This is a genomic window from Methylobacterium sp. J-026 (genome assembly GCF_022829585.1).
Taxonomy (GTDB): Bacteria; Pseudomonadota; Alphaproteobacteria; order Rhizobiales; family Beijerinckiaceae; genus Methylobacterium.
In genome coordinates this window covers 81,521-93,525 of sequence record NZ_JAKSYC010000054.1, presented here as the reverse complement: position 1 = coordinate 93,525, position 12,005 = coordinate 81,521, and the positions used below count along the sequence as shown (strand labels likewise).

Sequence of the window (12,005 nt, the reverse complement as noted above, 5' to 3'; positions counted from 1 at the left end):
TCTTGGATCGACTCACGCTGCGCTCCCGCCCTGGAAGGCGCCTGCGAGCCATAGGCCGGTGCTGAGCAGCGCCGCGACGACTCCCATCACGAGCGCCGCCCGCCCGAGCGACCGCGCCGCGAACACCCAGATCACCGCGGCCGCCATGATCGCGAAGCTCGCCAGCGTCGCCGTCGACACCGCTTCGGCTCTTGGTCCGGGCAGGACGAGGGCGAGCCAGCCGCTCGCAAGTGCGGCGATCATATAACCGCCCAGGATCGCCAGAAGCACGCGCGCGGCGATCGCCAGACGACAGGCGAGAGCCGGGTGCACCCGGGCGCGCACGGCATCAGCGCTCATGGCGTCACCTCTCGTTGCCGTGATCTCATGCCGGCACCTAAGCGCGGCCGTCAGGGGGACGCAACGGCTATATTCCGGAATAATTCTAAAGCGCGCAGAGGTGCTTAGAATACTTCGCACCGTCACGGGCTGACCCAGTCGGCGGGTCGGCTGAACCCGATCAAGCCGCCGGCAGGTCGATGCGGAGAACGGCCGCCGCCTGGACCGGATGGCAGCCGCCGTGCCTCCGAGCTCAAGCACCGTCCCGGAAGGGGGCAACCGGCCTCAGGTCGGACGCGACGATGCAGGGACATTCCGATCCGCCTGCGCCGGCGACTTCCATCCTGCGCGAACACGCGGTTTCAAGAGCTGGCGCTGGTTTCCTCTCCGATGGGGGTTGCCGTTTCACCCTTCACGTTCGGGATCGTCGCCCGGTCGATGCCTGTCCGCCGCACGCCCGCCCTTCCCGTCTGCGGGCGAACGGATTCACGCATCGGTCCTGGCAACAGACGTCGCATTCCCCGCCCCCCTCCCGCACGGGACAGGGAGCCTACAGTGCATCCTCGAGCCGAGATGGGAACAGTCTCCCGCGAGCGGGAGCTGCGTCAGCCAAGTACGGTGTGTGAAACCGATAGTCCGCAGCGTGGGAGGGGACGCGCAGGGCCGGCTGCTGGCATCATCCGGCGGGCCGGTACGAGACAGGGCGGCACTCACTCTGCGTCCGATGGAAACGCGTGAAGAGCGCACTGACCGTCCGAGGGGGTGCTTTGGCAGCGATCACGCCAGTTGCCGGTGAAGCCTGCCTGCCGGCGCCCCGTTCTTCCCCGACGGCCGCAGCCCGAGCCGCGTCGCGGTGGTTCAGCGCCCGGGTTGCGCGGCCACATCGCCTTGATCGGATCTGCGCAGCGCCGAAACTGCATCCTGAGCGCTCGGCGGCAAATCGGATCCGGCTCCAGGTCGGACACGGGATGCCGGCGATTCGGGAGCGGGTCGGGTCACGGTCCGATCGCGTTCGGTGCCCCGGGCGTAGCCAGCATTGATGCCCGCGTAGAACCCCGTGAAGTCTCCGGCGTGGGCGCAGCCGGAGATCATGAGAAGGACCATCGAAAACAGGACAGGACGCATGGCGGACCCGAAACACGAAGGACGGCGGCCCCATCGGAACCGCCGCCCTCCAATCTTGTCATGGATCGCGGCGGCAGAACGACCGCCGCGGGTCCGTCAATCTTCGACGTTGATGCTCTGGGCCTCGCGACCCTTCTGCCCGTCGACCACGGCCAGGGTGACCTGTTGACCCTCGGCGAGCGACTCGAGCCCGGCGCGGGAGAGTGCCGAGCGGTGGACGAACACGTCCTTGCCGCCGTCATTGACCGACACGAAGCCGAAGCCCTTGGCCGGGTCATACCACTTCACCGTGCCGCTCATCTCCACCGACGGGCCGCCCGCGAAACGGCCACCGCCACCACCGCCGCCGCCACCGCCGCCAGCTCCGTAGCCACCGCCGCCGCCACCACCGTAGCCGCCTCCGGCACCGCCAGCACCGCCGGGGGCGCCGCCGTAGCCGCCTGTGCGCGGCCGGAACTCACGCCGGGGCGCAGGCGCCTCGGCCGTGGACGTGTCGACGCTGGTGACGCTGGTCACCTGCGGGCCCTTCTGACCCTGGGCGGTGGTCACGGTCAGGCGGGTACCCGGCATGAGATCCGCGTGGCCGGCGGCCTCGACGGCGCGGATGTGGAGGAAGGCATCGCCCGAGCCGTCGCCCAGCTCGACGAAACCGAAACCCTTCTCCTTGTTGAACCACTTGACGGTGGCATCACGTTCCGGCCCCGACGCCACCGGCGCTGCGCCGCGGGCCGGACCACGGTCGAACCCGCCGCCTCCGAACCCGCCGCCACCGCCGGCGCCGCCTCCGAAGCCGCCGCCACCGTACCCACCACCGAATCCGCCGCTGGGGGGTGCCTGGTCAGGCCATCTCGGCTCGCCACTCTCGTCGAAGCCGCGCTTCTGCGGCCCCCTGAAATCACGACCACGTCCCATCGAAAGCTCGCAAAAACCGTCCGCCGCCCTAAATTCCGAATACCGCGTGCGCGCCATCCCAGACAGCCCACGCCCCGCACTATCATTACCCCAGGTCGCGGTAACCAAGAATAACGCCCCAGTCCTGACGCAATCGGGCCTTGACCGCAAGGACCTTCTTGGCCCAGACGCGCCCATTTCGTTACTTTCTTGCGGTAAACAACGCAGGCGTGCGAAGCCCTCCGGCACATCCATTCACATGCGAGAAACCGCATTAGCGAAACGCAAACGCTGGCACGCTAGGGTCGAAAACGCGTCCCGCACTGCGCTCGGCCATGATCGCGACACCGACCTTTCCCGATCTCTCGGCCCTCGTCGTCGATGAGAGCCTCTACATCCGCCGAATCGTGCGCGACATGCTGATGCGCGTCGGCATCAAGCGCGTCCTCGAAGCGCCGGACGGCGCCGAGGCCCTGGGCGTGCTGGCGGAGAGCAAGCCGGACATCAGCATCATCGACTGGGACCTGTCGATCCTGTCGGGCGAGGAATTCATCCGGCTCGCGCGCACGCCCACGACCTCGCCCTGCCCGACCATCCCGATCATCCTGATGCTCGCCCAACCCCGCCGGAACGTCGTCGACCGGGCGGTGGCGCTCGGGGTCAACGAGATCATCGCCAAGCCGTTCTCGCCGAAGACTTTGTGGTCCCGCCTCGACGAGGTGATCAACCGGCCGCGCCCCTATTCGCAGGTGAAGAGCCTCCTGCGGCCGATCCCAAGACGGGCCGGCATCATGAAGGCCGTCGCCTGACCCCTGTCACGATCGGACGTTGCAGTTCCCCGCCGAGCCTGTAGGGTCACGGATTAGCTCAGGCCGAGCGCAACGCTCCCGGCCGACCCGAAGGACCGACGGCCGCGCCGATGAGGGACGAGACCGCCGCGGCCGCGCCGTCCCGAATCCAGCTCGGCGCAGCGCCGCACCAGCCGCCGGCCGGGCTCCCGGGCCGCGAGCGCCGTCGCCCCGCCTACGCGGCGCTCGACCTCGGCACCAACAATTGCCGCCTGCTGATCGCGGAGCCCACCTTCTCCGGCTTCCGCGTCATCGACGCGTTCTCCCGCATCGTCCGGCTCGGCGAGGGCCTCGGGACCTCCGATCGGCTCAACGAGGCGGCGATCGAGCGGACGGTCGAAGCCCTGCGCATCTGCCGGACCAAGATGCAGACCCGCGGCGTGCAGCGGGCCAAGGTGATCGCCACGGAGGCGTGCCGGCTCGCGGTGAACGGGGCGGCCTTCGTCGAGCGCGTCCGCCGGGGGGTGGGCCTCGACCTTGAGATCGTTGACCGCCAGACCGAGGCCTATCTCGCCGTCACCGGCTGCGCGGCCCTGGCCGATCCGCTGGCGGAATCGGTGGTGATCTTCGATATCGGCGGCGGCTCCACCGAGATCGCGTGGCTGGACGGTGCCGCCGCCAACCCCTCCACCGACCCGACCCTGCGGATCCGGGCCTGGGATTCCCTGCCCGTCGGCGTGGTCACGCTGGCCGAGCGCCATGGCGGTGCCGAGGTCACCCGGCGCATGTTCGAGGGCATGGTCGAGGAGGTGGCCGGCAAGCTGTCCCCCTTCGCGCTCCGGGCCGCCGCGGCCGCGACCGCGCCCCATTTCCATTTGCTCGGCACGTCGGGCACCGTCACGACCATCGCGGCGATGCACCTGCGGCTGGCGCGCTACGAGCGGCGGCGGGTCGACGGCCTGTGGATGAACGACGACGATGTCACGACCGCGATCGACGATCTCCTGGATACCCGGCTCGAGCAGCGGGCCGACAACCCGTGCATCGGCCGCGACCGGGCCGATCTGGTGCTCGCCGGATGCGCGATCCTGGAGGCGATCCGCCGGGCCTTCCCGTCCGATCGCCTGCGCATCGCCGACCGGGGGCTGCGCGAAGGATTGCTGATGAACATGATGCGCGAGGACGGGGTCTGGATCCGGAAGGCCGTGCGATGAGCGACCGGCGCGGCGGCGCGAGTTCCGGCGGCGGTGTGCGCGGGGAACTGAAGCAGCGGGTGAAGACCGGCCGCGGGCGGACCCTGTCGCAGAAGCGCTGGCTGGAGCGGCAACTCAACGACCCATACGTGGCCCGGGCCAAGCGCGAGGGCTACAGGTCCCGGGCGGCCTACAAGCTGATGGAGATCGACGAGCGCTACAAGCTGCTGAAGCCCGGCCAGCGGGTGGTCGATCTCGGCGCTGCCCCGGGGGGCTGGTCGCAGATCGCCGCCCGGGCGGTGGGTCCGTCGGGTCGGGTCGTCGGCATCGATCTGCTGGAGATCGAGCCGATGGCGGGGGTGGACTTCATCACCCTGGACTTCCTCGATCCCGAGGCCCCCTCCCGGCTGACCGCCTTGCTCGGCGGCCCGGCGGATCTCGTGCTGTCCGACATGGCGGCCAACGCCACCGGCCACAAGAAGACCGATCACCTGCGCATCATCGGCCTCGCGGAAACGGCCGCGGAGTTCGCCCGCGAGGTACTGGGGCCGGGGGGCGCCTACCTCGCCAAGGTGCTCCAGGGCGGCACCGAACATGCTCTGCTGGCCGACCTCAAGCGCGACTTCGCGACCGTCCGCCACGTGAAGCCGGCGGCGAGCCGGGCGGATTCGAGCGAACTCTACGTCCTGGCCACAGGCTATCGCGGGACGCCGGCCGGTGTCCCGGCCCCCGACGGGGACTGAGCCAAACGGCGATGCTGGTCGCCTGGGCGTTGGCGCAGTTCAATCCCGCGCCGCTGCGCCTGCGCCGGCTCGGCTACGTCCGGCAGAGCGGGCTGCTCCACGCCCGATCCCGGCGCTGCCGCGCCGCCTGGACGCCGCACCTGGAGCATGCGCGCGGCGTGGTCGCAGCCGCCGCGGCGGCGACGCCGCGGCGCGGGCTGGCGGTCGTCATCGGCTCCGGACTCCTCGACGACGTGCCCCTGGATCGTCTCGCAACCCTGTTCGAACGCGTCAGCCTCGTGGACGCAGTCCATCCCTGGCCGGCGCGGCTCGCGGTCCGACGCCACGCCCATGTCAGCCTGGTGACCGCCGAGATCGGGGCCGGCCTCGCCGGGGACCTGGCCGAATGCTGCGCGGGCGCAGATCTCATCGTCTCGGCCAACCTGCTCTCGCAGATCCCGATCGTGCCGCTCGACACCTACGAGGCCCGGGGACGCGTAGCACCTTCCCAGCTCGGGGCTCAATTGATCGAGGCCCATCTCGCAGCCCTGGACGCCTTTGCCCGAACCGCCGGACGGGTCTGCCTGATCACCGACACGGTGCAGCGCGAGGAGGATCGCGCCGGGAGGATCACCGACAGCCTCGACCTGATGTTCGAGGTCGCCCTGCCCCAGCCGGAAGCGGCTTGGGATTGGGAGATCGCGCCCTACGGCGAGATCGGCCGGCATCACCGGCTGGTCCACCGGGTCCATGCCTATCCGGACTGGCGCGCGGCCCGCCGCTGAGCGGCGCGGACAGAAAAGGCCGCCCCGATTTCCCGGGACGGCCTTTTTCAGTTCCATCGTTGGCGACGTCCGCTCACTCGGTTGGTGCGTCCTCGGAGGGCGTGCGCGTCTCCCCGTCTTCCGCGGCACTCTCGAAGCGCGGACGGCGGCGGCGGCGCGGCTTGGCCGCCGGAGCCTCCTCGGCACTCGCCTCCGGCTCCGGGATCGCGTCCGGCGGCTCGGCGGCTTGTACGGGGCGCGCAGGCGCCATCAGGAACGCCGGCAGGCCGCTCGGATCCTCGGCAGCCACGACGGGTGCGGCCTCACGGCGGCGCTCGCGCCGCGGGGCGGCCTCGCGGCGCGGAACGCCCTCCGATCGGCCCTCGGCTCGGGGCTCCTGCCGGTTGTCGGACCGCGGCTCCGATCGTGCCTCTGTCCGCGGTGCCTCGCCGCGTCCGTTGTCGTAGCGGTTCTGGTCGCCGCGCAGGTCCTGACGGTTCTCGGAGCGACCGTCCTGCCGGTTCTCCTGCGCACTCTCCTGGCGCGTTTCCTGCCGCGTATCTTGACGGTTATCCTGGCGATCCTGCCGAAAATCCTGCCGGCCGTAATCCTGGCGGTCCTGCCGGTTGGCCGGACGGTCCTGACGATAATCAGGGCGCTGGTAATCGGGCCGCTGATAATCCTGGCGCGGCTGATCCTGACGCGCTTGATCCGGCCGGCGGTAATCCTGCCGGCCGGTGTTGTCCCGGCCGTTGTTGTCGAAGCGCCGCTGGTCGCGGTTCTGAAACCGGTCCCGGTTCTGGCGGCCGTCCTGCTGGTTGGACTCCGCGCGGTTGTCGTAGGGCTGGGGCTGTTGGCCGGGATCGCTGTCGTCGTAGCCGTTGTAGGCGTGACCGTTCTGGGACGCGCCGTTGCCCTGCCCGTCCTCGTCGCCCTCGTCCATCTCGTCGTCGAAGCTTCGGCTCGCGTAGCCGCCCGTGTTTGCCGGGCGGGTCTGCTCCTGAGCACCAGATACAATCCGGAAGTAATGCTCGCCGTGCTGGAAGTAATTTTCGGCCGCTACTGGGTCACCAGCCGCCAGAGCGTCCCGCGCGAGCTGCGCGTATTTGTCGGCGATGTGCTGCGGGGTGCCACGAATTTTGACATCGGGACCGTTGGATTCGTACGAGCGCGTCAGCGGATTCGGACCTTTCGGCCGGTTCCGGCCGCGCATCCGTCGATTCTGATTTGGTCTCATTGGTCTGTAATGACCCTCGTTCACGCAAACGACTGTCTTCAGGAGCGCCCGGCAAAGATCTCGAGACGCAGACCGGTCAAGCGCACCCGGCGGCGCCGCGCGTTCGGCCGCATTGCGACCGTCGCGTCAGTCTGACCATCCCTCGCACCGCGTGCCCTCACCAGGCACCGGAAACCAGCTGATTGTCAGGTTCGAGTGTTGCCGAACCGCCGCGCCATCACGCGCGCTCTGGTTCAACGTCTGGGGGATCAGCAAACCCATCGACGACCAGCGTGCATCGCTGACCATACGATCGTCCGTCTTAACGAACGGTTCGCGATCTTCAAGCCGACACTAGCGTTCCCCGGCTCATGCAACAAGCATTTTTTCGACGGTGAAGCGTCGACCCTTACTTAGGCTTCCGTGTCGCCGTTGGGAAGACCGAAGCACAGGACCCTGTCGTTGGCCGCCAGGTCGCGGGTCAGGCCGCGATCCGAGAAGCCGGCCGCGAGGGCGAGACAGCGCACGGCCGCCGCCTGATCGTAGCCGATCTCCAGGGCGAGCGTCCCGCCGGGGGCGAGCAAGTTCCCGCCGTGAACACCGTCGAGAATGCGCCGGTAGGCGTCGAGCCCATCCGTCCCGCCATCCAGGGCCGCGATGGGATCATGGGCCCGGACCGCCCGGTGGAGGGTCGGGATCACGGCGCGCGCGATGTAGGGGGGATTCGAGACCACGAGGTCGAAGGCGCCCTGGACCGCATCACACCAGTCCGAGACCGCGAAGGCCGCCCGCTCGCCGAGCCCGTTCGCCGTGGCGTTGTGGCGGGCCACCCGCAACGCACCGAACGCGCGGTCGAGGCCGATCCCGGAGGCGCGGGGAAGCTCGCTGAGGAGCGCCGCCAGGATACAGCCGGACCCGGTGCCGAGATCGAGGCAGCGCAGGGGCGCATTCCGGTCCGGCGCAGCGGCGAGCGCGGCCTCGACCAGGATCTCGGTATCCGGCCGCGGGACCAGGGTCTCCGGCCCCAGCCGGATGGGCAGGCCCCAGAATTCCCAGGTCCCGAGGATGCGGGCCACGGGCTCCCCGGACAGCCGCCGCGCCAGGGCAGCGTCGAGGGCGGCGGCCTCGTCGTCCCCCAGGGGCCGTTCTCCGTCGAGGAGGAGGTCGCGGGCTTCGATCCCGAGGATACCCAGCACCAGAAAGCGGGCATCCCCGGACACTCCGTCGAGACCGCCGGCCTCCAGGACGGCCACGCAGTGCCGCAGGGCCGCGCGGCGGGACAGGCCACGGCTCGATCCGTTCGTCACGACGGCGCTCAGGCCATGCCCTCGGCGGCCAGCAGCTCGGCCTGATGCTCGGTGATCAGGGCATCCACCACCTCGTCGAGGGCCGTGCCCGCCATGACCTCCTCCAGCTTGTAGAGGGTCAGGTTGATCCGGTGATCGGTCACCCGGCCCTGCGGGAAGTTGTAGGTGCGAATCCGCTCGCTGCGGTCGCCGGAGCCGACCTGCGCCTTGCGGTCCGCGGCCCGGGCGGAATCCTTGGCGCTGCGCTCGGCATCGTAGAGCCGCGCGCGCAGCAATGTCATGGCGCGGGCCCTGTTCTTGTGCTGCGAGCGCTCCTCTTGGACGAACACGACGATGCCGGTCGGCAGGTGGGTGATGCGGATCGCCGATTCCGTCTTGTTGACGTGCTGGCCGCCCGCCCCCTGGGCGCGCATCGTGTCGATCTTCAGGTCCGCATCGTTGACGTGGATGTCGACCTCCTCGGCCTCCGGCAGCACCGCAACGGTGGCGGCCGAGGTGTGGATGCGTCCCTGGGTTTCGGTGTCGGGCACGCGCTGCACCCGGTGGGCGCCACTTTCAAACTTGAGCCGGGCGAACACGCCGCGCCCCTTCACCTCCGCCACGACCTCGCGGAAGCCGCCGACCGTGCCCTCGCTCTCCGAGATCACCTCGACGCGCCAGCCCTTCGACTCGGCGTATTTGGCGTACATGCGGAACAGATCCCCCGCGAACAGGGCCGCCTCGTCGCCGCCGGTGCCGGCGCGGACTTCAAGGATCGCGCTCTTCTCGTCGGCGGCATCCTTGGGCAGGAGCAGGAGCTGGAGGTCGCGATGCGCAGCCTCCAGCGCGGCCTGCGCCTCGGGCTTCTCGTCGGCCGCCAATGCCCGCATCTCAGGGTCGGTGCCGGGCTCGTCGATGAGAGCCTCGACACCCGCGAGGTTCTCCAGGGCTGCCCGATAGAGGCGGATCGCCGACACGACCGGATCGAGGTCCGAGAGCTCGCGCGAGAGCTGGACAACGGTGTCGGGATCGCCCTCGCCCGTGGCGAGCTGTGCGGTGACGAAATCGTGCCGCGCCAGGATGGCGTCGAGGCGCTCGGTGGGGAAGGGGATCATCGCCCGTGTTTCTGCAGGTCAGTGCGCTTTGGTCCAGCCGGGGCGCGGCTCACGTCTCGAGCGCGGAAGGGCGCGGCTCGCCGGGTCTTCGACCCGGCACGATGTCCTCCCCTCCCCGCCCCGCCGATGCGAGGGCGGACGCCGCGGCGCGCCGCCCGGAAGCGCCGTGGCGTTGCCGTACATCCCCGGCCGAATGTTCGGCAAGGGCCGGCCTTAGATAGGGATGCCGCGGGCGTGCGCGAAGGCGGTCAGCGCCGGACGCAGGGAATCGCCGTCGTGCATGCGCGCCATTTCGGCGTCGATGAGTTCGGTCACGGCATCTGCATCGAGGCTCAGCACCATCGCCTTCACCGGTCCGATGGCGGCCGGCGACATGGATAGATCCCGGTAGCCGAGGCCGATCAGCGCCATGGCGTCCAGCGGCCGGCCGCCGATCTCGCCGCAGACCGTCACCGGACAGCCGGCGGCGTTGGACCGCTCGGCGATCAGCCGGAACGCCCGCAGGGCCGCAACGCTGAGCGGGTCGAACCGGTTGGCGACGCGCCGGTTCTCCCGGTCCACCGCGAACAGGAACTGCATCAGATCGTTCGAGCCGACGGACAGGAAATCGGCCTCCTGGGCGATCTCGTCGATCTGGAACAGCAGCGAGGGCACCTCGATCATCGCCCCGAGCTTGCACTCGCTCGGAAGCCGGTAGCCGTGGCGCTTCAGGTAGGCCTTCTCGCGCTCGACGATGCCGCGGGCACGCACGAACTCGTCCACCGTGGCGACCATCGGGAACATGATCTTGAGCGGGTCGCCGTCGGCGGCCTTCAACAGCGCCCGCAACTGCATCCGCAGCAGAGCCGGCCGGTCGAGGCCGATGCGGATCGCCCGCCAGCCCAAAGCCGGGTTCTCCTCCTCGAGCTTGGCCATGTAGGGCAGGATCTTGTCGCCGCCGATATCGAGGGTCCGGACCGTCACGGGCTTGCCGGCCGAGGCCGCGAACACCTTGCGGTAGAGGTCCTGCTGCTCCGCGGCCGACGGCATGCGCTGCGCCACCATGAATTGCAGCTCGGTGCGGAACAGGCCGACGCCCTCGGCACCGGTCTCGTGCAGGTGGCTGAAATCCACCAGCAGCCCCGCATTGAGGTGCAGGCCGACCCGCACCCCGTCGCGGGTCCGCGCCGGGACGTCGCGCAGGGCCCGGTACTGCTCCTGCCGGCGGGCGCGCAGGCGCACCATCTCGGCATAGGCCGCCTCGATCTCGGGGCCGGGCCGCACGTGGATCTCCCCCGCGACGCCGTCGACGATGATCGCGTCTCCGGCGTCGCAGAGCGCCGTGGCGTTCTCCACCTCGCCCACCGCCGGGATCCCGAGCGCCCGGGCGACGATCGCCACATGGCTGGTCGGACCGCCCTCCTCCAGGACGATGCCGCGGAGCGTCGAGGCCTCGTAATCCAGCAGCGCCGCCGGCCCCATCGTGCGCGCCACGAGGATCGCGTTCTCGGGCAACACGAGCACCCCCGCCGCCTCGGGGCCGATCAGGGCGCGCAGCAGCCGGTTGGCGAGGTCGTCGAGATCGTGCAGGCGATCACGCAGATACGGATCGGATTGGCGCATCATCCGGGCGCGGTTGTCCGACTGGACCCGCTCCACGGCGGCCTCGGCGGTCAGGCCCGAGGCCACCGCCTCGCGCATCCGCCGGAGCCAGCCCTTGTCGTGGGCGAACATCCGGACGGTCTCCAGCACCTCGCGGCTCTCCGCGGTGCCGATCCGGTCGCCGCGCTCGACGAGGGCGTCGATCGCCGAGCGCACCTCCTCGATCGCCTCGTCGAGGCGCGCGACCTCGCGCTCGACATTCTCGGCGATCAGCGTCTTCACGACGACGCGGGGCTCGTGAAGCACCACGTGGCCCAGGCCGATCCCGTCGGCGAGCGCGATACCCCGGGCCAGGACGGGGCGCCGGGCGGCGGTGCCGGCATCGGGCGCCAGGCCCTCCAGCTCGCCCGAGGCAATCATCTCCGAGAGCACCATCGCGGTGGTCTGGAGCGCCTCGATCTCCTCCTCGGAATAGACCCGGTAGGTCTTGTTCTGGACGGTCAGGACGCCGAGGGTGTTGCCGGCGCGCAGCAGCGGCACGCCCAGGAAGGCGTGATACGCCTCCTCGCCGGTCTCCGGGCGATACGAGAAGGCCGGATGGTTCTGGGCGTCCGAGAGGGACAGCGGCTCGGCGTTGCGGGCGATGAGGCCGACCAGGCCCTCGTCGGCGCGCATCCGGGTCTGGTGAACCGCCTCGCGGTTCAGGCCCTCGGTGGCGAACAATTCGAGGGTGTTGTCGTCCCGCAGCACATAGACCGAGCAGACCTCGGCCACGACGTTGGCGGCGATCAGGACGACAATGCGGTCGAGGCGCGCCTGAGGGCTGACCGGCTCCGCCATCGCTTCGCGGAGGCGGCGCAGCAGCAGGCGCGGGCCTCCGGGCGCAGCGGGCATCGGTTCGTCGTTCCAGTGTCGGTGAGCGGCCTTGGCGTCGACCACCCTGCAACCTTGGCGCCAAGCTCGGGACGGCCGGCGCCGGATGGACCGTGCCGCAGCCGCCAGACGC

10 protein-coding genes are annotated in these 12,005 nt (G+C 70.1%); 4 read left to right on the top strand and 6 right to left on the bottom strand.

The window, feature by feature from the left end; all coding sequences use genetic code 11:
- Window positions 1-12: 12 nt before the first annotated feature.
- Together MKK69_RS03950 and MKK69_RS30910 are read right to left on the bottom strand one after the other, a co-directional pair.
- Window positions 13-339: an iron transporter gene (locus MKK69_RS03950; protein ID WP_243965913.1), complete on the bottom strand. Its 327-nt coding sequence runs from the start codon at window positions 337-339 to the stop codon at window positions 13-15.
- Window positions 340-1,539: 1,200 nt separating this feature from the next.
- A complete protein-coding gene (locus tag MKK69_RS30910) occupies window positions 1,540-2,355 on the bottom strand; it encodes a cold-shock protein (RefSeq protein WP_279598164.1) in 816 nt (271 codons plus the stop codon).
- A 314-nt stretch (window positions 2,356-2,669) separates the two neighbouring features.
- Here MKK69_RS30910 and MKK69_RS03935 point away from each other — a divergent pair, with 314 nt between their 5' ends.
- The 4 genes from MKK69_RS03935 (at window position 2,670) to MKK69_RS03920 (ending at window position 5,822) form a co-directional block, all read left to right on the top strand.
- Window positions 2,670-3,143 carry a response regulator gene (locus MKK69_RS03935; protein ID WP_243965911.1) on the top strand — a complete coding sequence of 158 codons (474 nt, stop codon included), beginning with the start codon at window positions 2,670-2,672 and terminating at the stop codon, window positions 3,141-3,143.
- A gap of 110 nt (window positions 3,144-3,253) precedes the next feature.
- Window positions 3,254-4,336 carry a Ppx/GppA phosphatase family protein gene (locus tag MKK69_RS03930; protein ID WP_243965909.1) on the top strand — a complete coding sequence of 361 codons (1,083 nt, stop codon included), beginning with the start codon at window positions 3,254-3,256 and terminating at the stop codon, window positions 4,334-4,336.
- The gene (locus MKK69_RS03925; protein WP_243965905.1) at window positions 4,333-5,058 is read left to right on the top strand and encodes an RlmE family RNA methyltransferase; all 726 of its coding nucleotides are present in this window, start codon (window positions 4,333-4,335) and stop codon (window positions 5,056-5,058) included. The genes MKK69_RS03930 and MKK69_RS03925 overlap by 4 nt, the downstream gene beginning before the upstream one ends.
- A gap of 11 nt (window positions 5,059-5,069) precedes the next feature.
- Entirely contained in the window at window positions 5,070-5,822 is a 753-nt protein-coding gene (locus MKK69_RS03920) for a hypothetical protein (RefSeq protein ID WP_243965897.1), read from the top strand.
- Window positions 5,823-5,895: 73 nt separating this feature from the next.
- Here MKK69_RS03920 and MKK69_RS03915 read toward each other — a convergent pair whose 3' ends face one another.
- From MKK69_RS03915 to ptsP, 4 genes are all read right to left on the bottom strand, one after another.
- A complete protein-coding gene (locus MKK69_RS03915; protein ID WP_243965890.1) occupies window positions 5,896-7,014 on the bottom strand; it encodes a DUF4167 domain-containing protein in 1,119 nt (372 codons plus the stop codon).
- Between the two features lie 416 nt (window positions 7,015-7,430).
- A complete protein-coding gene (gene prmC, locus MKK69_RS03910; protein WP_243965888.1) occupies window positions 7,431-8,324 on the bottom strand; it encodes a peptide chain release factor N(5)-glutamine methyltransferase in 894 nt (297 codons plus the stop codon).
- A gap of 8 nt (window positions 8,325-8,332) precedes the next feature.
- Window positions 8,333-9,418: a peptide chain release factor 1 gene (prfA, locus tag MKK69_RS03905; protein WP_243965881.1), complete on the bottom strand. Its 1,086-nt coding sequence runs from the start codon at window positions 9,416-9,418 to the stop codon at window positions 8,333-8,335.
- Between the two features lie 213 nt (window positions 9,419-9,631).
- A complete protein-coding gene (gene ptsP / locus MKK69_RS03900) occupies window positions 9,632-11,893 on the bottom strand; it encodes a phosphoenolpyruvate--protein phosphotransferase (RefSeq protein ID WP_243965879.1) in 2,262 nt (753 codons plus the stop codon).
- Between the last annotated feature and the right edge of the window lie 112 nt (window positions 11,894-12,005).